24 protein-coding genes and 1 pseudogene are annotated in these 25,090 nt (G+C 63.9%); 16 read left to right on the top strand and 9 right to left on the bottom strand.

The window, feature by feature from the left end:
* The 5 genes and pseudogenes from ABEJ63_RS12770 to ABEJ63_RS12750 all read left to right on the top strand — a co-directional run.
* Positions 1-206, top strand: a pseudogene (locus ABEJ63_RS12770) (GTP-binding protein); the annotation flags it as partial.
* 3 nt (positions 207-209) lie between these two features.
* The gene (locus tag ABEJ63_RS12765) at positions 210-596 is read left to right on the top strand and encodes a DUF2073 domain-containing protein (protein ID WP_375796753.1); all 387 of its coding nucleotides are present in this window, start codon (positions 210-212) and stop codon (positions 594-596) included.
* A 4-nt stretch (positions 597-600) separates the two neighbouring features.
* On the top strand, positions 601-1,368 hold the full coding sequence (locus tag ABEJ63_RS12760; RefSeq protein ID WP_375796752.1) for a Zn-ribbon containing protein: 768 nt from the start codon (positions 601-603) through the stop codon (positions 1,366-1,368).
* A 552-nt stretch (positions 1,369-1,920) separates the two neighbouring features.
* Positions 1,921-3,396, top strand: coding sequence for an MATE family efflux transporter (locus tag ABEJ63_RS12755; RefSeq protein WP_375796751.1), 1,476 nt, complete (start codon positions 1,921-1,923; stop codon positions 3,394-3,396).
* Positions 3,397-3,547: 151 nt separating this feature from the next.
* Positions 3,548-4,336, top strand: a complete 789-nt coding sequence (locus ABEJ63_RS12750; protein WP_375796750.1) for a hypothetical protein — start codon at positions 3,548-3,550, stop codon at positions 4,334-4,336.
* A gap of 576 nt (positions 4,337-4,912) precedes the next feature.
* Here ABEJ63_RS12750 and ABEJ63_RS12745 read toward each other — a convergent pair.
* Positions 4,913-5,491 carry an ATPase domain-containing protein gene (locus ABEJ63_RS12745; protein WP_375796749.1) on the bottom strand — a complete coding sequence of 193 codons (579 nt, stop codon included), beginning with the start codon at positions 5,489-5,491 and terminating at the stop codon, positions 4,913-4,915.
* Between the two features lie 87 nt (positions 5,492-5,578).
* Between ABEJ63_RS12745 and ABEJ63_RS12740 the strand changes: the two genes are divergently transcribed.
* The 3 genes from ABEJ63_RS12740 to ABEJ63_RS12730 are packed head-to-tail and all read left to right on the top strand — an operon-like array spanning position 5,579 to position 8,463.
* Complete coding sequence (locus tag ABEJ63_RS12740) at positions 5,579-6,268, top strand: class I SAM-dependent methyltransferase (RefSeq protein WP_375796748.1); 690 nt, start codon at positions 5,579-5,581, stop codon at positions 6,266-6,268.
* Positions 6,269-6,320: 52 nt separating this feature from the next.
* Positions 6,321-7,787 carry an APC family permease gene (locus tag ABEJ63_RS12735; RefSeq protein ID WP_375796747.1) on the top strand — a complete coding sequence of 489 codons (1,467 nt, stop codon included), beginning with the start codon at positions 6,321-6,323 and terminating at the stop codon, positions 7,785-7,787.
* A gap of 22 nt (positions 7,788-7,809) precedes the next feature.
* Positions 7,810-8,463, top strand: a complete 654-nt coding sequence (locus tag ABEJ63_RS12730; protein WP_375796746.1) for a potassium channel family protein — start codon at positions 7,810-7,812, stop codon at positions 8,461-8,463.
* Here the strand turns inward: ABEJ63_RS12730 and ABEJ63_RS12725 are convergent, their stop codons facing one another.
* The gene (locus ABEJ63_RS12725; protein ID WP_375796745.1) at positions 8,464-9,024 is read right to left on the bottom strand and encodes a DUF1684 domain-containing protein; all 561 of its coding nucleotides are present in this window, start codon (positions 9,022-9,024) and stop codon (positions 8,464-8,466) included.
* A 109-nt stretch (positions 9,025-9,133) separates the two neighbouring features.
* On the opposite strand from ABEJ63_RS12725, the gene ABEJ63_RS12720 reads away from it, so the two are divergent.
* The 3 genes from ABEJ63_RS12720 (at position 9,134) to ABEJ63_RS12710 (ending at position 13,360) form a co-directional block, all read left to right on the top strand.
* Positions 9,134-11,458 (top strand): ATP-dependent DNA helicase, encoded by a 2,325-nt coding sequence (locus ABEJ63_RS12720; RefSeq protein WP_375796744.1) that lies wholly within the window; start codon positions 9,134-9,136, stop codon positions 11,456-11,458.
* 41 nt (positions 11,459-11,499) lie between these two features.
* Entirely contained in the window at positions 11,500-12,510 is a 1,011-nt protein-coding gene (locus tag ABEJ63_RS12715) for an AAA family ATPase (protein WP_375796743.1), read from the top strand.
* Between the two features lie 106 nt (positions 12,511-12,616).
* A complete protein-coding gene (locus ABEJ63_RS12710) occupies positions 12,617-13,360 on the top strand; it encodes a DNA polymerase sliding clamp (protein ID WP_375796742.1) in 744 nt (247 codons plus the stop codon).
* A 529-nt stretch (positions 13,361-13,889) separates the two neighbouring features.
* On the opposite strand, the gene ABEJ63_RS12705 is transcribed toward ABEJ63_RS12710, so the two are convergent.
* From ABEJ63_RS12705 to ABEJ63_RS12690, 4 genes are read right to left on the bottom strand one after another with little or no spacing between them, the layout of a single operon-like run.
* Positions 13,890-14,477, bottom strand: coding sequence for a hypothetical protein (locus tag ABEJ63_RS12705; RefSeq protein ID WP_375796741.1), 588 nt, complete (start codon positions 14,475-14,477; stop codon positions 13,890-13,892).
* Positions 14,478-14,519: 42 nt separating this feature from the next.
* Complete coding sequence (locus ABEJ63_RS12700) at positions 14,520-15,254, bottom strand: queuosine precursor transporter (RefSeq protein WP_375796740.1); 735 nt, start codon at positions 15,252-15,254, stop codon at positions 14,520-14,522.
* Entirely contained in the window at positions 15,226-15,405 is a 180-nt protein-coding gene (locus tag ABEJ63_RS12695) for a ribbon-helix-helix domain-containing protein (protein WP_375796739.1), read from the bottom strand. Before ABEJ63_RS12695 ends, ABEJ63_RS12700 begins: the two co-directional genes overlap by 29 nt.
* Positions 15,406-15,454: 49 nt before the next feature.
* Positions 15,455-17,683, bottom strand: coding sequence for a twin-arginine translocase subunit TatC (locus ABEJ63_RS12690; protein ID WP_375796738.1), 2,229 nt, complete (start codon positions 17,681-17,683; stop codon positions 15,455-15,457).
* 87 nt (positions 17,684-17,770) lie between these two features.
* Between ABEJ63_RS12690 and ABEJ63_RS12685 the strand changes: the two genes are divergently transcribed.
* Positions 17,771-18,937 carry a twin-arginine translocase subunit TatC gene (locus ABEJ63_RS12685; protein ID WP_375796737.1) on the top strand — a complete coding sequence of 389 codons (1,167 nt, stop codon included), beginning with the start codon at positions 17,771-17,773 and terminating at the stop codon, positions 18,935-18,937.
* Here the strand turns inward: ABEJ63_RS12685 and ABEJ63_RS12680 are convergent, their stop codons facing one another.
* Complete coding sequence (locus ABEJ63_RS12680; RefSeq protein ID WP_375796736.1) at positions 18,938-19,342, bottom strand: hypothetical protein; 405 nt, start codon at positions 19,340-19,342, stop codon at positions 18,938-18,940.
* Between the two features lie 38 nt (positions 19,343-19,380).
* Positions 19,381-19,944: a TATA-box-binding protein gene (locus ABEJ63_RS12675; protein ID WP_375796735.1), complete on the bottom strand. Its 564-nt coding sequence runs from the start codon at positions 19,942-19,944 to the stop codon at positions 19,381-19,383.
* A 126-nt stretch (positions 19,945-20,070) separates the two neighbouring features.
* Here ABEJ63_RS12675 and ABEJ63_RS12670 point away from each other — a divergent pair, with 126 nt between their 5' ends.
* Complete coding sequence (locus tag ABEJ63_RS12670; RefSeq protein ID WP_375796734.1) at positions 20,071-21,072, top strand: methyltransferase domain-containing protein; 1,002 nt, start codon at positions 20,071-20,073, stop codon at positions 21,070-21,072.
* Between the two features lie 159 nt (positions 21,073-21,231).
* Entirely contained in the window at positions 21,232-21,987 is a 756-nt protein-coding gene (locus ABEJ63_RS12665; RefSeq protein WP_375796733.1) for an SAM-dependent methyltransferase, read from the top strand.
* Here ABEJ63_RS12665 and hisG read toward each other — a convergent pair whose 3' ends face one another.
* Complete coding sequence (gene hisG, locus ABEJ63_RS12660; RefSeq protein ID WP_375796732.1) at positions 21,988-22,845, bottom strand: ATP phosphoribosyltransferase; 858 nt, start codon at positions 22,843-22,845, stop codon at positions 21,988-21,990.
* A gap of 88 nt (positions 22,846-22,933) precedes the next feature.
* Between hisG and ABEJ63_RS12655 the strand changes: the two genes are divergently transcribed.
* Both ABEJ63_RS12655 and ABEJ63_RS12650 read left to right on the top strand, forming a co-directional pair.
* Entirely contained in the window at positions 22,934-24,220 is a 1,287-nt protein-coding gene (locus tag ABEJ63_RS12655; RefSeq protein WP_375796731.1) for an amidohydrolase, read from the top strand.
* 154 nt (positions 24,221-24,374) lie between these two features.
* Positions 24,375-25,090, top strand: a 716-nt coding sequence (locus ABEJ63_RS12650; RefSeq protein ID WP_375796730.1) for a hypothetical protein, incomplete at its 3' end; no start/stop codon positions are given.

Genomic DNA, 25,090 nt, shown 5'->3' with positions numbered 1-25,090 from the left:
TCACGCAGGTGAACACGATGCTCATCGGCATCATCGAGAGCCAGGACCTCCCCGTCCTGATCCTCGCCAACAAGACGGACCTCGAGGATGCCTCCGTCCAGCAGGTCTCGAACGCGTTCCCGCAACACGAGACCATCCCGCTGTCCGCGCTCGAGGGGGATAACATGGACGAAGTGTACGACAAGATAGCGGAGTACTTTGGGTGAACGATGCCTGAGACACAACACCCGGACGACGACGGAGTCCAGATCGACATGATCAGCGCCGACCGCATCCAAGGGCTCCGTACGATGGAGAAAATACGGTTGGTGCTCGACGGCGTCCACGACGGCAACATCGTCATCCTCGAGCAGGGACTCGACCCCGAGGAGGAGTCGAAGCTCATCGAGGTGACGATGTCCGAGATATCGCCGGATGGCTTCACCGGTATTGAAATCGAGACCTATCCGACGGATGGTGGCGACGATACCGGACTTCTCGGTCGGCTAATGGGTAGCTCCTCAAAGGGGAAACTCACCGTCATCGGGCCGGCAAACCAAATCGAGACGCTTCACAAGGACGAGAACCTCATCAGCACGCTGGTCCACCGGGGGTAATCCGATGCCACACCAGTGTACCGGCTGTGGCTACACGTTCGCGGACGGCTCCAAAGAGATGCTTGGCGGCTGTCCGGACTGTGGTGGTAACAAGTTCCAGTTCTATCCTGAGTCGACGGCTGTCCCCGAAGAGCCAACGGACGCCGATCCACCTGATTCGGAGCCGAACGACGCCGCCTCCACCGTGGGGCGGGCCGCGACGCGTGTGCGCGACTTCGTGGCTGGAGATCCGACGCCTGACGAGCCCGCCGACCCAGATCCTGACGCCGACGCGCCGTGGCCGACGGCCGAATCGGAGGATGGAGGGGAGCCAGACATCATTGATGCGGACGCCCGCGCGACGAAAGCGGCGCTTGAGGACGCCGAGGATCCTGCGCAGGCAGAGGCGCGCTCAGACATTGCTGGCGAGGCAGAGGTACCAGACACTGAGCCCGCGTCGTCGGGTGAAGAGGCGACGACTGACGACGCGAACGACACTTCTGACTCCGTAGGAACGGTGCCGGCTCCCGGGACGGACGATCCCGACGCGACCGATCCAGTCTCCGACGGCCGAGTGGTAAGCGAACCGGACGACACCGGTGCCGGTATCGATGAATTGCGCGAGCAGCTTAACCAACAGTTCGAGTCGATCAAAATACTCGAACCAGGTCAGTATGAGCTGAACTTGATGGAGTTGTACGATCGCGACGAGTACATTATCGCGCTCCAGGAGAACGGCCGCTACGTTATCCAGGTGCCGGAGCAGTGGATGGGCGACCGCGAGGAGTCTTGACTTCCTCCCATCGCTTCAGGGGTGGGATTCCCTGAAGGGGAGTTCAAGGGTGCGCGTTTCCTCGGCCCGCAAGTACGCTTTCGCGTGTGGCGTTTGATGGTGGCCGCTCGGTTACGACCCCGAGCGTGCGTTCCAGCGCGTACAGCCCGGTCAAACGGGCCTTCCCACCCGGACGCGCCGGGCGCTTCGACGGCCCGAATACCAGTTCGGGCCTCCACGGTCGGGTATTCAGCCGACTGGGTACCACCATTCGCGTCCGACCCGGGGGACGGGACGTGGTGGCGTGGTTCTCCGACTTTCGTACCCGGCGGGCTGTGGACGCGAAGCGTCCGTCGGGGTCGAAGACCCCGTACCACGACCTGGGAACGCCGTCACCGTACAGTACGAGCGGGCCGGAGGTAACCATTCGGGACACAACTCCCCTCCGGCCACCGAACGATGTTCTGTCTCCCATCAGGTCGGCTTCAGCCCACGGCGAACGCGTGGGCTTTCGCCTCGAATAACTGGAATAACTCCGGAACTTACTCCTCGCGTTCTAACGACGTACGACCAGTGAGCGTCCGCGACCGATTGTCGGAGTCTCTTGACGCGTTTCCCGCTGCTCTCGCCCGAATCGGTATTGTTGACCGCGAGCGCGGCCAGGAGGCGTTCAACCTCGCGGTGCCGGTGATGGTCACCGGCGTTTTCCGCGTGCTCCAGCAGGTGGCTGACTTCGCGATGGTGGGGCTTGCACTCGGGGATAGCGCCATTGCCGGCCTCGAAATCGGCTTTCAGTACTACTTTATCGCCTTCGGACTGGCGCTGGCGCTTTCCTCGGGGACTATCAGTGTCGTCTCCCGGTATCGTGGCGGTGACGAGCCTGAGCGTGCCAACCGTGCCGTCGAGCAGTCGCTGTGGCTGGCTATCGTCGTCGCAGTCCCGCTGACGGTCGGCGCCTGGCGCTACGCCGAGCCGCTGGTCGGGCTACTAAGCGACGACCCCACCGTCGTTCGCTACGGGGCCTCGTATCTCGCCGTTGTGATGCTGGCCGCGCTTCCTCGCTTTTGGGGACTCATCGCGGCCCGGGCGCTCGCAGGCGCTGGCGACACCCGCACGCCGATGTGGGTACGGTCGGTGACTCTGCCGACGAACGTCATCCTGAATGCGGTGCTCATCTTCGGCGTCGGTCCTGCGCCGGCACTTGGCGTTGTCGGCGCTGCTGCGGGCACGGTCATTGCCAACGTTGTCGCAGCGGCGACATTCATCGGCATCCTTCTGCACGGTCGGGCGGGCGTCCGACTCCCTCGCCGCCCAACGCTTGAGTTATCACTGGTCGGCGAACTCGTCCGGGTGTCGGTGCCGGAAGCGGGGACACGACTGAGCCGGACCCTCGCCCGGTTCCCCTTTTTATTCGTGCTGGGGGTGCTCGGGCCGACGGCACTGGCCTCCTACGGCATTGCCCGCCGACTCATCCTGCTTGCGATGATGCCTGCGTGGGGGTACGCGACGGCTGCGAGCACGCTCGTCGGTCAGTCAGTCGGCCGCGGTGATGAACAGGCGGCGACCGCTTATGGCTGGTCAACCACGCGGATTGCGCTTGCGACCCAGTTGCTCGTAGCGGCTTTGCTGGCCGCGCTCGCGCCCCTACTCGCACGTGGCTTCGGGACAAGCGCCGTTGCGGAGACGGCCGCGTTTGTCCGCGTATTCGCGCTCGGTGTCGCCGGCTTCTCTGTCGCACGGACGCTACGTGGAGCCCTCCGAGGCGCAGGCGACACGCGCTGGCCGCTGTACGGCACCCTGCTCGGTACGTACGTCATCCGGCTCCCCGTCGCGGCGCTGGCACTGCCGGCGGGTTACACACTTGGATTCGACCCGTGGTCGCTGTCCGTCGGGTTGGGGCTGGGCCTGCCGGCCGTGTTCGCCGCCATCCTTGGCGGTCTCTATGTGAAGGCCGCGGTCAACACCATCCGGTTCGCCTCCGGCGGCTGGCTTGCCGTTGCTCGAGCCTCGGGCATCGGTGTTGAGCCGACTGGCCCCGGAGAGAACTAAGTGCGCCTCCCAGCCAGAACCGAAACTGGAAGGGTTTAAATCGCCGCCGTCGGAACCGGAGGTAATGAGTGACGCCACGAAAGTGGTCCTTGGGACAATCGGCGTAGCGGGGCTACTGTCGCTTCTCCTTATCGTCGCGCTGGCCGTCTGAATGTTCTCAGAACGACCTCTCGACGGCGAACTCTCGACCGTCCGGGAGACACACGCATCCGGCGCTGTCGTCCTTAACGCCGAGACGGACTTCGAGACGCTTGAGCCGGCGGTGGCCGAACAACTCGGTCTGCGCGCAGATGCGCTCTCGCCGCTTACGTACGACCCCGCGTGGGTACCGCCAGACGCGCCCGAGGTGCTCAGTCGGCTGGCCGCCGACGAGTTCACCGTTGGCGCACCGGGCGATGGTGGTGTCGTCTGGACGCGACAGACCGAGCCGCCGTTCGTCCTCGTGAAGCCACGGGTCGCGGGCTCGCCGGAAGGATTTGTTGACTTTCTCGTCGCGATGGCGCTGGTTGAGGCTGGTACTGAACTCCCGGAACAGTTCCTTGGCTTCTTCCGGGCGGAGTACCGTGAACTGGCGGACGCCACACCGCTAGATCCGGCCGATACCTACCAGCTCGCAAACGCGCTGTACGACGCCTATGTCGGCCTCCACACGCGCGAGACGTTCGTCAGTTGGGCTGACGACCATCCGCAGCTCCACGAGCAGTTTGTCGACGCCGGCGACCGGCTCCGGCCGCGATTAGCGGATCTCTCGGGCGAGGTGGCTCGTGGCGAGACTAGCTTTGCGGCCGCAGCGGAGCTCGCGTGCTCGGCGGTCAGACATGCAACGCCTGACGGTCCGTCTGTGCCGGCGCCATTCTCAGCGCTTGATACGAGCGCGTATCGCCACCACGGTCCAGAGTATGCCGTCCAGTGGGCCGAGAAGACATTCGAGAAACTATGAACTATCCTATCCTACTCACTCGCCACTGACCCGGCTTGTCCCGTGAAGGTAGGGGTTCCTGCTTCTGTGATGCGCTTTGCAGGACCCGAATGGTTCCCGTAAGAAGCGTAGTCTCTATAGGCGTTGATTCGGAGTGAACCACTCCTACGTCTTCGAGACCCTGAGAACGAATGTTCCACACCGCATGTGCGTCCCTGTCGGATCAATCCTCGGACAGAACAGGGTATTCACGTACCCACAGCGGCTTGTCGGTCGAACCACTACACGACGCTTACCCCTTGGCTGTCTTCGGTGGTTCGACCGCCTCGAAGTGTGTCGCCTCGCCTTTACCCTCGTCTCCAAGTACACGCTGATTACAACGCCGCTCGGAATATCGAGTAGCGTCTTGTCCAGCACTGGCTCACATCTGGGGTTGGACGGGCCACCAGTCAACCAGCCCTCAAATCAGGGACGCTGGACGCGAACAGCCATTACACGCCTTCCGCGTCACACGGGTAGAGTGAGAGTCCACTGACAAGCCTCGGAACGTTCTCCCCAAGCAGTTGACTGAGGACAGGGTGTAGCGCCTATATTCAGCTAAAACTCCGCTGTGACGTTACCGTCTACATCCAGCGTAACAACGCCGTCGAACAGCGCGCGGTACCCTTCAACGACTGACTCGTCGTGCACCTCGTCAGCGAGGTGGAATAGCCCGACAGCGTCGTGTTCCTCCAGCAGCGCAAGTATACGTTCGACAGCGTTTCGAGCTCGCTCCTCATCGGCGTAGTAGGCAAGTTCCGTGATGGAGTCGAAGGAGACGCGTAGCTTCCCATCGTGGCTCTCGAGGAACGTCGCCACCTGCTCAACGATGCCATCCGTGTCGTCGGGTGCAGCGACGTAGTGGACTCGTTCGGAAGAGCGCCGCGAGTAGCCCCGTTCGACGGAGAGCGTGTCGAGGATGTCAGTCGTCTCCGTGTCGACATCGTAGTGTTCGAGTTTCTGCTGGACCTCGCGGGCAGTTGTCCGGGTTGAGACGACGAGCCGATGGTCTGTATCCGGTTTTAGAAAGTCCGTGTCAATGCGGTCCGTCTCTCCGGTCGACGGGTGGACGAGCAGGACCCCCGTCCCGCCGGGGATAGTGGTCGGGCCGTCCTCAATGGCGAGGTCGTACTCCATGCCCGTACCGCGGGGTCGCTGGGTCTTAAAGACTCAGAACACAGCGGGGAGCGGACGGCTGAAGTGGGCTGGCCGCGTCGCCAGGGTATGAGCGTCCGCGACGAGTTCGACGCCTGGGCGGCCGACGGCCGCGACAAGGGGATGGAACGGCGCCACTGGCACACCGCAAAGCACGTCCTCGCAGGGATGCCCGTTGAGGCTGGCGATGTCGTGCTTGATTTAGGAACCGGATCCGGCTACGCACTGCGCGCGCTTGCCGATACGACGCCGCTTTCGGCCGGCTATGGCCTCGATGGCTCCCCTGAGATGGCCGACAATGCCCGCGAGTATACCCGCGAGGTAGGCCACGAGGCAGTCGGCTATATCGTCGGCGATTTTGGCACCCTACCGTTTGCGACCGACAGCATTGACCACGTTTTCTCGATGGAGGCATTCTACTACGCGAGCGACCCCCACGAGACGCTTCGGGAGGTGTACCGCGTGCTCCGGCCCGGTGGGACATTTCACTGCGCGGTGAACTACTACGAGGAAAACGAATACAGCCACGACTGGCAGGACTCAATCGACGTGGCGATGACGCGGTGGTCGGCGAGCCAATATCGGGCAGCGTTCCGTGCAGCCGGCCTCGCCGTCGCGACACAGGCGCACGTCCCCGACGAGGAGACGGAGATACCGCCCAGTGAAGCGTTCCCAACGGAGTCGTGGAAGACGCGTGAGGCGATGGTGGAACGCTACCGCGAACTGGGAACGCTGCTCACCGTCGGCGTCGCGGCTTGACAACCGGTTCCGCGGGCCTACTGCTTTTGCCTCGGCAGGCCATCCAAGCAGTATGAGCGGCGACGCAGGCGGTTCCGGGCGGCGGGAGCCGCAGGCGTCACTAGGGCTATTAGACGCGACGATGGTCGGCATCGGTGCGATGATCGGCGCCGGCATCTTCGTGTTGACAGGGCTGGCCGCAGAGATAGCCGGCCCGGCCGCAATCCTCGTATTCGCGCTTAACGGCGGAGTGACAGCGTTCACAGCACTGTCGTACGCCGAACTCGCGAGCGCTATCCCGAAGAACGGCGGTGGCTACGCGTTCGTCCGCGAGGCGTTTTCTGCGCCTGTCGCCTTCGTGATGGGGTGGACGCGGTGGTTCACATATATGGCTGCCGGCGCGCTCTACGCGCTGGGATTCGCGTCGAACTTCGTTGAGTTTGTTCACATCTACGTGCCGACATTCCCAGCGGGACCAGTCGTCGCAGGCGGCCCGACATGGACCATTGTGTACGCGCTGTTGGTCGTGGCCGTCTTCGTCGTGCTGAACGCGCTCTCAACGGAGGCATCTGGCGGGGCTGAGACTCTTGTCACGTTGGCAAAAATTCTCGTCCTATTCGTTTTCGTCGTATTCGGGCTGTTCGCCGCCCGCCTTGCGGAGTTTCGCCCCTTCTTTCCAACTGGTGGCGAGTCTGCCGGGTTAGTTGGCCCGGTGTTTGAGTCGCTCGGCGCAACCGGCGGCGCGCTCGCGGTGCTGCCGGCGATGGGACTGACGTTTATCGCCTTCCAAGGGTATGACCTCATCGCCACCGTCACGGAGGAGGTGGAGAACCCGCGCCGAAATATCCCGCGGGCTATCTTCCTCAGTCTCGCGGTTACCATCGTCGTCTACCTCCTCGTCGTCTACGTAGCCGTTGGCACGCTCGGTGCGGACGCGCTCGCAGCGGCCGGCGAGACGGCCGTCGCAGAGGCCGCAGAGGGGTTCATGCCGCGACTGCCAGTCATCGGCACGGGCGCGGCGCTCGTCGCCTTCGGTGCAGTGTTTTCGACTATTTCAGCGCTCAACGCCGTCGTGATCGGCTCCTCGCGGGTTGCCTTCTCTATGGGTCGAGAGGGACAACTACCGGCTCAACTGGGCCGCATCCATCATCGATTCGGAACACCCTTTGCGGCCATCCTCGCGAGCGCCGTCGTAATGCTCGGCGCCGTCGTCATCGTGCCGATACAGGTGGTCGGCAATCTCGCGAGTTTATTCTCGCTGCTGGGATTCGTGGTGGTCAACGCCGCGGTCATCCGGCTCCGCCGCGAACGGCCGGCGATGAGCCGCCCGTTCGAGATACCGTACTACCCGGCGCCGCCGTTGTTGGGTATCGCGTTCAATCTCTTGCTCGGGCTGTTCATTGGCGGTCGGACGTGGCTACTGGCGCTCGGCTGGCTCGCGCTCGGAGCCGGCGTCTACACCGTCCTGACCCGCGGAGAGAGGGCCTCTGTCAGCGAGGGAGCGTCGACTGACGCTGAGCCTGACCCCGAGGATGATTAACGAGGGGTACGGACGTGGACGCATGAGCGACGATCTTCGAGTGGCCGTCATTGGGAGCGGACGGGTTGGCCTCCAGACCGCACGCCTGCTTGACGACCGGGGTCACGATGTTGTCATCATCGAGCGGAGCCCCGAGCGTGCGCTTGCGCCGCTGGACGAGTACGTTGCAACCGTCATCGAGGGGGACGCTACCCGGCCGTCGATTCTCCGACAGATTGGGCTAGACCGGACGGACGCCGTCGCGGCGATGACAGATACCATGGCGACAAACCTCGCGGTTGCGATGCTTACTGACCGGCTCGCCCCCGGGGTCCGCACGGTGGTGCGGGCCCCGCCAGATGACCGCGACGAGTACGTTGAATACGCGGATACCGTTGTCCATCCTGAGGTGGCCGGGGCGCGGGCCGTGACGAACAGCGTCGTTGGGGGAGGCGTCCGCACGCTTGAAGAGCTCCCCGGCGAGCTCCAGCTACTCGAACTGACGGTGACCGAGCGAGCGCCTGTAGCCGGCAAGCCGCTCTCGGCGGTGGCGCTCCCACACGGAAGTCTCGTCGTCTCCGGGGCGGCGGGCCATCACATTGCCGACTCGGACACCGAACTCGCCGCGGGCCACACGTACCTTGTTGCGGTCGAGCCAGACGTGGTCGATGAGGTAACCCGGCTCTTTCGTGGGTGACTACTCGGGGAGCCGCTCGCCGGCCTCAATGGCGATGTCGAGCCAGTTCTCTTCGGGCGGGAGCGGACACGCGAACGCGTCGTTGTACGCGCAAAACGGGTGGTACGCGAGGTTGAAATCGAGCGTCACTGTCGCGGCCTCGCGGATGTCTCCTTCTGTCTCGAACTCCATGTACCGGCCGGCGCCGTACGTCTGCTGGCCGGTCGTCTTATCGCGAAACGGGACAAATAGCGAGGTACCGTCGCCATCTGCGCTCGTGTAACCGACAAGCGTTGTCCGCTCGCCATTCACCTCGAAGCCGAGCCGTGCGACCCGCTCGTACTCTTGTTCCGTCTCGACGGTCGTCTCTAGCATGACTGTCTTCGCGCTATCCAGCGGCTCCACATTGGCCTCGACCCGGTACTCGGGATCCGGCGAAAAGTACGCCAGTCCATCAAACTCGGCCCGTTCCTCTCGGGGGAGCGGGGACTGGCGGTTGGACGCAAAGAAGTCGTCCTTCCGCTCACGGTGTCGCTGGAGTTCGCGACGCCAGGCCGTCTCATCGAACTCGTCGCTGCTCACACTAGACGTAGACGGCTCGCGCCTAAACCGTTGACCGTCGCGCAGGATAACAACGGGTTGTGAAAGAAACTCCGACACGCTCATAGCCGGGCGACCGCTCGCATTGGACGTGACAGCCGACGAGCCGTGGCGGGATGTGTTCGGGCACGACGAACCGTATCCCGAACAGGTCGATGGCATCGACGCGGCCGTTGACGCCGCCCGCGATGACGGCTATCTTGCTCTGGAGGGTGCCTGCGGTACGGGCAAGACGATGCTTGCGCTCACGGCTGGCGTTCATCTCGTGCGCGACCCTGACTCTGATTTCGAGCGGGTGGTCGTGCTTACGAGCGTCAAACAACAACTGAGACAGTTCGAGGCGGACCTCCGGCGACTTAACGAGAACCTCCCCGACGGCTACAACCCTGTCTCTGCACTGACGCTCGTCGGGAAGGGTGACGTGTGTCCGTACAACCTCGAAGGACTGGCAGGGATCGACGATGAGACTGTCTACGAGCGGTGCGACGGGCTTCGCGAGCGCACCCGCGGGCTGACCGAGGAGACAACTGCAGGATCGCTCGCCGAGCGGGCGCGCAGCCAGCAGGTTGGTCTCGCGGACTCCGGCCGGACTAACGCGGCGTTCATGGAGGTCCTCGATGAGACGACGCCGTACCCGCCTGACACCGTCGAATCCGACGGGGTCGAATACTGCCCCTTCTATGCGGGCTATCTTGAGAACCTCCCTGAGGATGGCGATGCCAGCGAGGCGGTTCCGTTTGACTTCACCGACGCGGGCCTACTCGAACGCGAGGATCTCGTCCGACTATCGGCCTCCCACGGCATCTGCCCCCACTCGGTGATGGGGGCGATACTCCCTCGAGTCGAGGTAGTTGTCGCCAATTACTACCACGCGTTCGACCCCACCACTGTTGAGTCGTTCACCAGCCCACTGCTCGATTCCGAGACGTTTGTCGTCTGCGACGAGGCACATATGTTAGAGCCGCGGGTGCGCGAGCTGGTCTCCGAGCAGGTTGGCGACGCTACGCTCCGTGACGCTGAGAGCGAACTTGCGCGCGTGCTCGGGCCGCTGAATGTCGGCGGAGACGACCGAGAGCCGGCAACGGCTGGTCTCGCAGAAGCGCGCGAGCAGATACGCGCGGAACTCGGCGAGACAGACGTAACCGCCGATGACCTCTCGCGGCTCCGTGAGTTCACCGAGACACTCCGGGCGGAACTCGACCGCCGGATACGGGCTCATCTTGACGCGGAACACGCCGGCTGGCGGGCTGCCCCCGACTCGCTCCCCGACGAAGAGATACCGCTTCGTAATCCAGCCGATCCCGGCGAGGACGACCTCACGGCGTGGGCACGCCGCGAGGGGTACACCGATGTCTGGACCACCGCTGAGACAGTCGGCGCAGTCGTCGCTCGGATACTCGACACGGTGGAGGAAGAGGACAAGCGTCGGGCGACGCCGGCAGTTGGTCGTCTGCTTGGGGCGTGGCACCAGGCTGACCACACCGACTACTTCCGGGAAATACGCCTTGAGCGGAGCTACGATGGGACAGTCCCAGACGACTCGTGGCGACGGACATACAACGCCGCCCTGACGCTGCATAACTGCCTGCCAGGGGACGCTATCGCTGAGCGACTCGGCGAGTTTGGCGGCGGCGTCCTGATGAGTGCGACGCTGGCGCCGCTCGATGTGTTCGAGCAAGTATCAGGACTGGCGGAACTCCGCGAGGCGGGCCGACCTGTCGAGCGACGGACGTACGGGCTCTCGTTCCCGCCGGAGAACCGCGCCTCCTTCGCTGTCGCGACGCCAAAGTTCACCCACGACAACCGCGGCCCGCCAGGAGAGTCAACGCCGACCCGCCGGGCGTACACGGACGCACTCCGCGAGGTCGCGAGTGTTGAGGGGAACGTCCTTGTGGGGATGCCCTCTTACGGGGAAGCGGAGTGGGCCGCCGGGGCGCTCGCGGACCTCGAGAAAGACGTACTCCTCGACGAATCCAGCGGCGACGACGCTACTGAGCGGCTGAAAACAGAATTTTTCGACGGGCCGGGAAAGGTACTCGTCACATCGCTACGGGGAACACTCACCGAGGGAGTCGACTATCGGGGCGACCGGCTATCCGCGGCCATTGTTTGTGGAGTTCCCATCGTCAACACGGCCTCGCCTCGGATTCGAGCTGTCCGAGCCGCGTACGACCGAGCGTTCGGCGACGGGTTCGAGACGGCACTGACCGTGCCGGCCGTCCGGAAAGCGCGCCAGGCGGTCGGTCGCGTCATCCGTGGCCCTGAGGAGACGGGCGTGCGTGTCCTGCTTGACGAGCGGTACGCCCGCGATTCCTGGGACTCTGTCCGCGAGTACCTCGGCCCCGAACGTGAGGAGTTCCAGCCCGTCTCGCCGGATATGCTCTCGGTAGGGCTTGCCCAGTTCCGCGAGCGCTAAAGGGGGACGTTCATGTCTACCCGTCGCTTACTGCCGACGAAATGGACGGCCCGCTGTGGACCGACGAGTACGCCCCCGCTGTCGCGGACCTCCCTCAGCCGTCCCTGCGCGAGTACCTGACGGAGGCGCGTGAGGACCCGCTCAACCTCGTGTTACACGGCCCGAAGGGCGCAGGCAAGACAGCCGCAGCGCGCGCGCTGGCCCGCGAGGCCCATGAGGACCCCGACAACGACCTCGTCGAATTGAATGTCGCGGACTTTTTTGACCGGACGAAGAAGGAGATACGCGAGGACGAGCGGTTCGCGCCGTTCCTTGAGGGCCGCTCACGGATGTCGAAACGCGACATGATGAACCACGTCCTGAAGGAGTCGGCCTCATACCAACCCGTCTCCGGCGATTACAAGACGGTGCTGCTGGACAACAGCGAAGCGATTCGCGAGGACTTCCAGCAGGCGCTTCGGCGAGTGATGGAGCGGTACGCCGAGTCCACGCAATTCGTCATCGCGACCCGCCAGCCGTCGAAGCTCATCCCGCCGATTCGCTCGCGCTGCTTCTCAGTGGCGGTGCGAGCTCCCGACCACGCGGAGACGGTCGCAGCTCTTGAGCGGATAGTCGAACTCGCCGAGGTCGACTACGACGAGGAAGGGTTAGCCTACCTCGCCGGCTACGGTGACGGAGATCTCCGGCGGGCGGTGTTGGGCGCACAGACGACCGCTGCGAATGAAGGCGAGGTGACGATGGAAGCCGCCTACGAGACGCTCGGTGACATCGGCCACGACGACACCGTTGAGGCGATGCTCGCAGCCGCCGAACGCGGCGACTTCGAGGATGCCCGCTCGCTGCTTGACGACCTGCTGTACGACGAGGGGTACAGCGGGACAGAAGTTCTCGTAGACGTGCGCCGGGTTGCCCGATCGCGATACGATGGGACCAATCTCGCGCGGCTTCACCGGCTCGCCGGCGAGGTCGACGCCGATCTCGCGGAGTCGACGAGCGACCGCGTCCACTTGGCGCACCTGCTCGCCGAACTCGGGCGCTTACCTGTCACCTGAGCGGCCCCGGAACGCCCGCATGCAGGGGGCTCGGCCTCTCGTCCCCGGGGATTCGGCGGCCCGAACGGGAGAGTTTTTATCACGTGGTTTCGTAGCCGCGAGCAAGATGTTCAAGGCTATCGTGAGCGCCGATACGCTCGGGGACGCGCTGGACTCCGTGAGCGTGCTGGTCGACGAGTGCAAAATCCGGCTGGAGGAGGATGGCCTCTCCATCCGAGCCGTTGACCCCGCCAACGTCGGTATGGTCGACCTGACGCTCTCGGCGGCCGCCTTCGAGTCCTACGAGACAGACGGGGGCGTCATCGGCGTGAACCTCTCCCGGCTGGAGGAATTCGTGGGTATGGCCGACGCTGGCCAACTCGTCCAGCTGGAACTTGACGAGGAAACTCGCAAGCTTCATGTCCAGATTGAGGGACTGGAAGGGACTCTCGCCCTCATCGACCCGGATTCCATCCGTCAGGAGCCGGACCTCCCTGATCTCGACCTGCCTGCGGAGGTCGTCATTGAGGGGAAGGATATTGCCCGTGCGGTGAAGGCTGCCGACATGGTGAGTGATCATATCGCGCTGGGTGTCGACGGTGACGGCGAATTCTTCTATGTTGACGCCGAGGGCGATACCGACGACGTCCATCTTGAACTGACAACGGAGGATCTCATCGCTCTGACGCCCGGCGACGCCCGCTCGCTGTTCTCGCTCGACTATCTAAAGGACATGAATAAGGCCATCCCCTCCGACGCCGAGGTGACGATGGAACTCGGCGAGGAGTTCCCCGTAAAGATGCACTTCGACATCGCTGAAGGAGATGGTCAGGTAACTTATATGTTGGCTCCCCGCATCCAGAGCGACTGAACTCAAACTTGGTGCGGAATTGGGGCGTATAGGTTGAATTAGAGGACAGACGAACGGTTCTAATCACGTCACTGTGCCCATCCAGCGGACGAACGTGACCCAGTGCACGGTCGGTTTATCCGACGGTGGGGCTGACCTACGGGCCGAAATCAAATCACGGAATGAAGACGTCTAGCCTGAGTTCCTGTCAGGTTTCAAACGGGATCGACCCGCTGAACATCCGGAACGAGATTCGGTTCGCGCGTGACGATATTGAGGACCTCACTACGTGGATGTGAGACCCCCTTCCTAGGTTCGAATGCAAGGGGAAACTTGACTCGCAGGAACAGTACTGGAAGCTCAAACAACGTGCCTACAAGGGTACACGACGCGTAACGCAGATTGACATCCTTCCGCGCTTGAGGATGCGGGACTCACGAAGTGGATGTTCAGGTTGCGCGTTCCCTCGAGATTCGACTACGCTTTTGCGTGACTCGTCAACAGTTGTCCCCGAGTTGTGGCCGACGGTGTGCGTTACAGCGCGTCTAACTCAGCCTAACCGCCGATCGATGACCGCCTTCGCCTCTTTGCCCGCCTGCTTCCAGCCGTACCCACGCTCGTAGACGTGCCGCTTCGAGTCAATCAGCTCCTCTGGAGTGGCTTCCTCGAAGCCCCCCCGCGCCCACGTTCCTGACTCCTCCAGCCATGTTAACATTTGTTCGCGGGTCTCCTCCCAAGACAGCCCGACCATCTCGTAGAAGGCGACAAGCGCGAAGACGGCATTGTCGTGAGCGCCGTGGACTGAGCCCTTCTCGTAGATGGTCTTCAGCGGCTCCATCGTTGGGTGAGTCACCCGGTCGCGGTACGCCTCTGCCGTTAGCAACTCGAGTTCGTCGTCGTCCCCGTCGACCCGCTGGTCGCGGCGGAGCCGCGAGAGCGCTCGAGCATGGAGCCGGCCCCAATCCTCGACTTGCTCGCGGAGTTGGTCGGCCGATAGCGACGCCTGCGAGAGCTCCGCCAGCACATCAACATATGCGGCTTCAATGTCCGTCCACGCCGTGCCGTCCAAATCGCAGCCCACCTCGTGGAGGTTGCTGCGCGTCCGGCAGTCAGGACAGGGATACTCGAAGCGCGCCACGTCGGATGCTTGATGCTCAGGGACTAATGGATGTCGCCTAAACTACGGTGCCCCCATGATGCGGTCAGCGTGGCCAGACTCGGTTGCCCGGACCGCCCGCGTAATCAGGTAGACGAAAGGAGTGTCGACGAGCGCGATGAGCAGCTTGAGAAGGTACTGACCGATCATGAGTCCACTGACGACGGCGACGGGAAGTTCCGGGCCGACGCCGGCGACCCGCGGTAGTAAATAGAAGGCGATGCCAACGAAGACAACGGTATCAAGCGCTTGGGAGGTAGCCGTTGAGGCGACGTTACGTAGCCACAGCGCGCCCTCGCCGGTCCGCTCGCGGACAGCGTGGAAGACTAGCACATCCCAATTCTGGGAAATGGGGTACGCGACCAACGACCCGATGACGATGTTCGCCGATGCGCCGAGGACGGCCGCGAACTGCCCGGGGTCGATACTCGACTCGGCGGCCGGCGCGAGGATGGTCGAGTACACCAGCCCGAGCATGACGAAGTTCATCAGGAACGCGACGTTGACGAGCCGCTGGCCGGCCCGCTTCCCATACAATTCTGTGTAGCAGTCAGAGGCGAAGAAGGTGAGTGCGTACGCCAGTGCGGCTCCTGGCAAGACGAGCGATCGACCGACTACCGGTAGCGTGACGGGAAGTTCGAAAGCGAGTACCTTTGCGGCCGTCAATTGGGCGGTGACCAGCGCCGTGACGAATAGCGCCGCGAGGCCCGTCGCCCCCAATGGGAGGCCGTCACTCCTCGCCATCGGTGAGTCGGCCATGGCGGGCGTCTATCTCATCTAAAATATCAAGGTTCTTACGAATAGACGCACGGATGGCGTCACTCCTGTTGACGTACTTGCCGTCCTCGCCGACGTGTTCGTCAAGGTCGGCCAGCAGTTCCCCCGGTATCTCGACGCTAATCTTGGGCACATCGGCACATGGCCGTTCTGTCACTTAATCTCCCGCGACCCGCCGCGGTTCAGTTGGCAGGCTCGAGGCGGCCGCCGCCCCGGCGTCCGCCAAGCGTGACGAGGTGAAGTATCGCCAGCCCTAACCCGTAAACCCCGACGACGGGGAGTCCGAGCAGGAACATCATGAACACGCCCCGCGGGGAGGCGAAGGCGACAATACCGAGGATACCGAGCGTGACCACGCGCCAGCGCTCGCGCATCTGTCGGTAGCCGACGATGCCGCCAGCGTGAAACAGCAGCATCGTCACCGGGATACACGCCATCAGACCAACCCCGACCGTGGTAAAGAAAACGAGCCAGCCAAAATTGTTGATGCGGTAGGCGATTACCATGTTCGACGCCAGCGCGTCATTGGCGAGCCACGAGATAATGCCCGGAGCGACGTAGAGGAAGCCAATGAGGCTCCCAGCGCCGAGCGTGGCGAACAGGCTTCCACCCCAGACGAGTAGGACCCGGCGGTCCCCCCGTGCGAGGCCTCGCTCTTTCAGCGATGGCCACGCATAGTATAACAGGAGAGGGACTGTTGCTACCGCACCGGCGATAGTGGCTACTTTGATTCCGAAGACGAGCGCCTCTACTGGGTGGAGCGTCACGAGCCGCACCTGCTCTGCGGTCACCTGGTCGGGCAGTTGAGTGAGGAACTGTCGCTTCAGCCAGCCGATCCCACCGGTGTACAGGATGTAGAACGTTACTGCGAGGACAGTCATGAACGTCCCGACGATGAGAAACGCCTTCGAGCGCAGCGACGCCGCGACGAAGGCGAGATCGTAATAGTAGCCGCCAATATCCTCCTCGTCGACATCGTCCTCGGTGAACGCTGAGACCATCCCGGCACCTGTCTCTGCGACGATACTGCTTTCCTCGTCTGGGTCGCCGGCCTCGGCGTCCGTGTCGGCTTCCGCCCCTGCGGTCGTAGGATCGTCGTTCATCGCCTCGGCCTCGTCAAACCGGTCGAGCACGGCCTGTGCTTTCTCGTCATCTCCCGCCTCCAGCGCGTTGTTCGCGAGCGCGAGTGCCTCTGACTCGCTCATCTCAAGGAACGGTTCAACGGGCGCCGCCCGGACGCCGGCAGCGTCGAGCGCGTCCACGTCGATGTCGGCAGGGCCGCCCGTGCTCGCGGGGGCATGGCCGACGGTCGCGGGGTCTACCATTCGTTCGAGGGTGCGGAACATCAGCACGATGACGGCTACCGCAGCTGCCAGCAGCGCGATGATTGCCGCAACGCCTCCGACTACGACGAGTGGATCGACGCCCGCCACGGCCTTGGTTGCAAGTGAGTTGGGGAGCCGGGCGTCGAGGTAGCCGCCGGCAAGAGGCACGCTGCCGACACCCCGCAGAGCAGAGTCGAACGCGCCAGCGACGGCCGCCCGGCCAACCCCGAAGACGACGGCACCGGCGACGAGCGCAATGCTGGCGACGACGTTCCACTGCTCACGGAGCACGCGGCGTGTGCCGACCCGGTCACCCGCGGCCCGGGCCGTGACGAGGAACCGCGTCAGCCCGAGCGAGAAGCCGTACAGCAGGACGAGCGGCGTCGCCCATAACAGCTGAGTGAGCGGATCCGGCGGGGTGAATAGCGCGCCGATAGCGTACAGCCCGACGATAGCGTGTTTCCAGTAATCGCGGAACGTCTCGTATGGAACGACACCTGAAAGTGCGAGCCCGGACATCACGAGCGGAAGCTGTGCGGCCAGCCCGAAGGAGACTGATAGTAGGACGATGAACTGCGCCCACTTCACAATGGAGTAGGTGGGATCGAGGTTCGCAGCGGTGGCGTTGCTTGCGAGGAAGTCGAACGCCAGCGGAAAGAAGAGCAAGTAGCCGTAAGCGGCCCCGGCGACGAACAGGAGAACGGCGGTGACGACAGCGAGCGCTAGCTGCCAACGTGGGACACCGGTCGGCCAGTAGCCACGCTCTTTCAGCGCATCACGCGAGTAGTACAGCAGAAACGGAACCGCGAGGAGAACGCCGACAACAAGGCCAATCTTCACCTGCAGAAGGATGACGTCGAACGGGGTGACGGCGACGACGACAACCTCGGGCGCCTCGGCGAGTAGGTCTGCCTTCAGGCGATCCCAGCCGAACGCTCGCAGGAAGTAAATGGTCGCCATAAGCCCGAGAACGAAGACGATGAATACCTTCTGGAGATGCTTCTGTGCGGCACGAAGCATCGATCCCAGCGTCTCGCGGCCGCCCTGCACCGTCCGAGCGACGTCCTCGTCGACGGCTCCAGACACACGCGTCGTTAGGTACTCCCCGTTATCAACCTTTCAGGCTCGCACAGAGAAGAAGGCTTACAATTGCGGGACGCCGACCGGATGCCAATGGCCGAGGAGTCGGGCGATGACCGGCAGGACCCGCCGGAAGGCGAGGAGACGCTTGAGCCGGCCGTCCGTCGTATCGACTCCGAGCCGGACGAGAACGCCGACACAGCCCCTGACGAGTCCGGAGACACAGCGCCGACCGACGAAGGGGCAAGCGATGCGGCCGAGACGACGGCCCCGGCCGACGAGCCGGTCGTTGCCGGCGACTACGGCTATGAATCGTGGTACGGTGAGGACGATGATGGGCCGCTGACGGACGACAGCGAGGCGGACGCCGCGGAGTCAGATGGCGGCTTCACTGAAGAGGACATCGACGGGATGTACGGCGGCTATGAGTACGGAGGCTCGGTCGCTGACGAGCAGGATGACCCGACAGTGGTCGACGATCATGAGGGGGCCCCCGACGATGAGGAAATGCCGCTGGCAGACCACATTGAGGAGATGGTCAAGCGGTTGGGCGTCGTCATCGTCGTGATGGCGGCCATCTCTGGAGTGGTCTTCCCGTTCGGGACACAGCTCATCAATTTCCTGTGGTTTCACTACCTGCCAGGTACCATCGCGCAGTGTCCAGGCGACGCCGCGACTATCCAGACGATTAGTGAGGGCGGGGCTGCCTGCGCGCGGGTCTACCACCCGCTTGCGGTCGTGCTCGCGCGACTGAAGGTGGCGACGCTCGCAGGGTTTGTCGCCGCGCTCCCCGTCTTCGTCTACGAAACCTACCTGTTCATGCGGCCTGGACTCTACCCCCATGAGCGCCGCTACTATATCGCCAGCGTCCCGACAAGTCTCGTCCTCGCTTCCGTCGGAATGCTGTTTGCACACTTCCTTGTCATCCCACTCTTATTCGACTACTTCGTCTACTACTCGCAGAACGCAACGGTCATTGCGTTCGGCCTCGCGGAGACGTTCGACCTCATTGTGCTCCTGTTGGGGGCGTTCGCGCTCGTCTTCCAGATTCCTCTGTTCATCATGCTTGCGCTAATGATGGGGCTCGTTACTCGCGACTGGCTGGAAACCCGCCGGCTCATCTTTTGGGGTGTGTTCGCTGGGCTGGCGTTCCTCTTCACTGCTGACCCGACTGGGATGGGTCCCATCATCGTCGCGGCAACGATGATTGTGCTATTCGAAGGGACGCTGCTGCTGGCCCGCTGGACGGGCAAGGAGTAGTCACAGCACGCCGAGCAGGTTTCCAAGCGCAATGCCGAGCACAGCCGCGAAGGCAAAGTGTAGCAGGACGAGCGGCGCGGCGGATCGGAGCTTGAGTCGGTATGCAAGACTCACCGCTAGCAAGTCTGCCGCGAGCGTAACGACGAGCGCGACCCCTACCAGTAGCGAGGCATCGATAGCGAGGGGGGCGCCGCCGCGGCCGTACTGCTGGAGCAGGATGGAGACGGCTGCAGGGACTGGGGCGGCATAGGCGGCCCGCTGTGAGGGAACATCACCAATAAAGAACGTCGCGGCTAGATGGAGTGTGACAGCGTAAAACAGCGTCGTCAGCAGGAACGTGACGACGAGCGCGAGCAGTCCCCCACCTGCAAGCGACTGGAGCGGAGCCGCACGGAGCGGAACCATGCCCCTCGTAGCCCCGGCCGGCGCTTGTACGTGCCGGTTCAGTTACCAAGTAGGCCTAACTCCTCAAGCCGGGAGACGATTTTATCGACGGCGTGTTCGGCGTCCTCTGGCTGCTTGCCCCCGGTGATGACCAGCTTCCCGGAGCCGAACAGGAGTGCGACCACGTCGGGGTCGTCAAGTCTGTAGACCAGTCCAGGGAACTGCTCGGGTTCGTACTCGATATTTTCCAGCCCCAGCCCGATAGCGATGGCGTTCAGGTTGAGGTTAACCCCCAGGTCCGCCGACGTGACGATGTTCTGGACGACAATCTCGGGTTCATCTTCTACTTTGATATTGAGTTCGCGCAGCTTGTCGAAGACGATGCGCAGCGACTCGTGGACATCGTCCGTCGACTTTGCTCCCGTACAGACGATTTTACCGGACCGGAAGATGAGCGCGGCCGACTTCGGCTCCTGAGTCCGATAGACCAGTCCGGGGAACTGCTCTGGGTCGTAATCTGCGCCCTCGAGGTCCATCGCCACCGACTGCAGGTCGAGTTCCTGCCCGATACCGGTGGACGCGACCACGTTCTCGATATTGATAGTCTCTTTCGGGTCGTCCATATTCGACTTAAGACACGTATTTAAGGCTTATAAAGGTACGTAATCAGGCGTGACATGTTCTTGCGTGGACAGACCCCTGTCGACGTGCACCGCCGGGTTCTTGCTCACGGACAGCCGAGAGCGGACGTGTTCGTGCTGGAACTGGGCGGCGAGGATGACGACTTTGCCGCCCGCGAGGCTGCGAGCGCGTGTTCGGCCGTCGACCAGCTGGCCCGTGGTCTCGCGACGGCCCGCGGCATCACCGACCGGGTTTACGGGCTGGCGTACACCCACGCTGCCAGCCGGCTAATCGGCACGACGACCGGCGGCGTTGACGCCGCCCGTGCGCTGCTGGAGGCCGCTGCGCTCAATCGAACCGGCAGCGTCGCGGTCCGTGCCCGTGATGTCCGTTCGGCGACGGGCGTCTCTACTCAGCGGGCCGAGCGAGTGCTCGGCGACGTACTCGTCGACCGCGGCTTCGCCGTCGATCTTGAAGATCCGGATCACGAACTCCGGGCGCTGTTCGCTGAAAACGATGAACAGCTTGTCGCGCTCGGCTGGCTCGCCGCCGAGTCGGTTCGGGACTTCGGCGACAGGCGACCGACCGACCGTCCGTTCTTCCAACCTGGGAGTATGGCGCCGCTCTTGGCCCGGGCCGTCGTCAACATCGCCGGCGCCCGCTCTGGTCGGACGGTGCTTGATCCGATGTGTGGCACCGGTGGCTTGCTCGCAGAGGCGGGGCTCGTCGGTGCGGATGTCGTCGGTATCGACGCTCAGCGGAAGATGGTCCGGGGCGCCCGCGAGAATCTCCGCGCGCTGCTCGCCGACGGTGTCGACGGGCTCCCCACACCCGGCGCGTTCACGGTTGCCCGGGGGGACGCAACCCGGCTCCCTCTCTGCGCTGGGTCGGTCGACTGTCTCGTCGTCGACGCACCATATGGCCGCCAGTCGAAGATTGCTGGCCAATCGCTCGACACGCTCGTCGGCAACGCACTGTGTGAAGCCCGCCGCGTTGCGAGCCGCGGCGTCATCGTCGGTGACCAGGCGTGGGATGAGCGGGCTCGCGCAGCCGGTTGGCGCGTGGAATCGCGGTTCGTCCGACCCGTCCACGGGACGCTCGACCGGCACGTGCTCGTGCTCGGCGACTGAGAGTGAATCAGGAAATATGAGCGGTCACACTTGGCGCTGACAGTCTTGAAGATGTGCGCCCAGGCCGGACGCCGCACCCGATGTGGTTTTCCGGGTCGACAGCCTCGTTTCTGGTATGAACGTATGGACGAGCCCGATAGACAAAGCCGTGGGCCAATCATGACACAGCGGGACGAGTACTACAACCGCGCGAAGCAGGAGGGATACCGCTCCCGGTCGGCGTACAAGCTCCGGCAGCTGGACGAGACGGCCGGACTGTTCGGTCCGGGTAACGTCGTCGTAGACCTCGGGGCAGCGCCGGGTGGCTGGCTCCAAGTCGCCCGCGAGCTGACCGGCGACGACGGGCGCGTGCTCGGCGTCGACCGCCAGCGTATCGAGCCAATCGACGGCGTCGAGACGCTCCGGGGAGACGTGACTGAGGAGTCGACCCGGACTGCCATCCGCGAGCGGGTCGGCGAGGCGGATGTCGTCGTTTCTGACATGGCGCCGAACATGACCGGTGAGTACAATCTCGACCACGCCCGATCGGTTCACCTCGCGCGCACCGCCTTCGAGACGGCCTTAGAGCTACTAGCGCCGGGCGGCGACCTCGTGGTGAAGGTGTTCGAGGGACCGGATGTCGACGATCTGCGGGCAGACATTGACGCGGAATTCGAGTATGTCCGTTCGGTCCACCCGGATGCCTCCCGAGACTCTTCCTCAGAGTTGTACCTTGTCGCGAAGGGACGGCTCACGGCACCCGTCCGGGCGGGCGACGAACTTGATGTCGAAATAGTCGACATCGGCAGCGACGGCGACGGCGTCGCCAAGGTCGACGGGTTCACTGTGTTCGTGCCGGGCGTCGAGACGGGCGAACATGTGACTGTGCGCGTCGAGGAGGTGAAGCCGCGGTTCGCCTTCGCCGAGCGGCAGTAATCATTCGACGAGCCGCTCTATCTCCGTGACAAGGATGTCGGTAGCGCCCGCCTCCTTCAGCTGTGTGATGGTCTCGAATACCTCGCGTTCGTTGACGACGACGTGGACTGCGACCATCGACTCGCCGTTCTCCCCGTCGTCGATGTCCATCACGGTTGGGCCGCCCATACCTGGGACGGCCTCCTCCACGTCCTCCAGCGAGTCGGCAGAGACGTTCATCATCAGGTAGCGTTTCCCCTCGGCGGCTAACACTGACTCTAGCGCTGTCGCCACCTGCTGAACCTTCGGGTCCTCGGCGACGGCCGGGGCAGCGAACAGATGGACAGAGGAGGCCAACACCTCATCAACGACGGCCAGTCGGTTCATCCGCAGGGTCGTGCCCGTGGAGGTGATGTCGATGATGGCGTCAGCGATTTCGACGTGGGGTGTCAGCTCCGTCGCGCCTGACACCTCGATTATTTCCGGTGAGACGGGCTTGTCGGCGAAGTAATTGGCCGCCACGTTCGGGAACTCAGTGGCGACGGTGCCGTCAGCGAGCGCATCGACCCGGTCGATGTCGCCGTCTTCTGGGGCCGCCAGCACGAGCCGGCAGCGCCCGAACTCTAAGTCGAGCAGGTCTGTGAGGTCTGTCCGTGACTCCCGCACTTGGTCGAGGCCGGTGATACCGAGCGCGGCCGCGCCGTCGGCGACGTACTCCGGGATATCGGCGGCCCGCGCGAACAGCACGGACACGTCCGGGTCGACGGTGTCAGCGTACAATTTCCGGTCGGCACCCCCCTCGATGTGGAGCCCCGCCCGCTCGAGCAGTTCGACCGCGGGGTCGTGGAGGCGCCCCTTATTGGGCACGGCGATACGCATATAGCCCGCTTCAGGCCGCGCGGCCTTCGGCCTATCGGAGTTGGCGCCGAACCGTGAGGTTGACGCCGCCCGACGCCGACGGCCGGATATGTCGCTGCTCGTGGCTGGCGGCCGCGTCCTCCGGCCGGACATGACCGTTGAACGCGCGGACGTGCGCGTCGACGACGCAGGACGAATCGACGCCGTTGGCGACCTCTCCCAACGCGAGACCGACCAGCGGCTCGACGCGACTGACGCGCTTGTGACGCCCGGCTTCGTCAACGCCCACGGCCATGCCGCAATGACGCTGCTTCGCGGCTACGCTGATGACAAGCCGCTGGACGCGTGGCTCAGTGAGGACATCTGGCCGGCAGAGGCGAAACTTGAACCGGCCGACATCGCCGCCGGCGCACGGCTCGCCTGTGCAGAGATGATTCGCTCCGGGACGACAGCGTTCGCTGATATGTATTTTGAGGTATCCGAACTCGTCGACGCCGTTGCGAGCGCCGGCCTGCGTGCCCGCGTGGGCTACGGCGTCGTTACTGTCGGGAAGGACGAGGCCAGCGTCCGCGCGGAACTCGAGCGCGCACTGTCGGTCACGGACCAGTTTGACGGTGCCGCCGACGGCCGCGTCAGGACAGCCGTGATGCCACACGCGCCTCACACGGTCGACACGGAGACGCTGGAGGCGCTTGCGACAGGGGCCCGCGAGGCGGACGTCCCAGTCCACTTTCACCTCAGCGAGACGCCGACATACATCGAGGAAACGCTGGAGGCGACGGGAAGTCGACCGGTGCCGTACGCCGACGAGACGGGCCTGCTCGCAGACGCGTGGGTCGCCCACGCGGTCCATCTCTCGCAATCGGAGATCGACCGACTCGCCGACCGAGATGTCGCTGTCGCCCACTGTCCGGCCGCGAATATGAAGCTCGCCTCAGGTATCGCCCCTGTCGAACGGCTCCGCGAGGCCGGCGTCACCATCGGGTTAGGCACAGATGGGGCCGCTTCGAACAACAGCCTCGACATGCTTGAGGAAATGCGTGACGCAGCCCTGTCGGGGAAGATTGCCGCTGAGGATGCAAGCGCGGTGTCCGCGCCCGCGGTAGTCAGGATGGCGACAGCCGGTAGTGCCGCCGCGACGGGACTTCCTGGTGGACGTATCCAAGCAGGCGCCCCAGCAGACCTAGCGGTGGTTGACACGACGGGTATACACCTCACCCCCGAGCATGACCCGGTGAGCCACCTCGTCTACGCCGCCCGCGGAAGCGATGTGCGCCACACCATCTGTGACGGGCAGGTCCTCATGCGTGACCGCGAGCTCTTGACGCTGGACGAGACGGCCGTAAAACAAGAGGCCAGCGAGCGTGCGGCCGCCCTCGCGTCCCGCGTCGGCTAATTTTACCCATGTTCGATTCGGACGAATGAACGACGAGAAACGGTTGTAAACGCTCTCGGGCGATTTACAGTGCTTGTTCGGTGTGTGGGTGGTCCGCTGAACTGGGTGAACCACGTCTCCGGTTTATATACCAGTCCGAGGTTGTGGTACTTGTATGAGCCACGCAACAAGACTGTTCGCGCTGTTCGGTGCAGCGCTGCTGCTAGTGAGTGTCGCCGCGCCGGCGGTGGCTGCCCAGGAGGGCGACCTCTCTGTCGGCGTCACGCAGGACGGCGACGATGTTACTATCGCGGTCACACAGAACGACACCGGCGTCGAGAACGCCACCGTCGAGGTGAACGTCACTGAGGGGAACGCCACCTACGAGGGTCCTTACACGACCGACGCCGACGGCGAGGTCGAACTCGATGCCCCTGAGGAGAACGTCGCCATCGCGGTGACGGCCACCTACGAGAACCAGACGGCGAATGCGACGGCGGAACTGACCAACGCCACGCTCGCCGAGAGCGACGAGAACGAGACGGACGCCTTCGGGCAGGAGGTTGCCGCACTCATTTCAAGTCTGCTGAAAGAGGACGGCGCACAGGGTGGCATCGGCGGCATCGTCTCAGAGTATGTTGTCGAGAACAACCCCGGTAATGCCGACAACGCTACTGACGACGCTGGCCCACCGGAGAACGTGACGGATGACGCTGGCCCGCCGGAGAACGCCACCGATAGCGACGACGAGGGCCCGCCAGAGAACGCCACCGATAGCGACGACGAGGGACCGCCGGAGAACGCCACCGATAGCGACGACGAGGGACCGCCGGAGAACGCCGGTGATGAAGGTGAGGACGCCGGTGATGAAGGTGAGGACGCCGGTGATGA

The sequence above is a fragment of the Halosegnis sp. genome (assembly GCF_042216475.1).
Taxonomy (GTDB): Archaea; Halobacteriota; Halobacteria; order Halobacteriales; family Haloarculaceae; genus Halosegnis.
The sequence above is the reverse complement of the archived record's forward strand: the minus strand, read 5'-3'. Positions and strand labels throughout refer to the sequence as shown.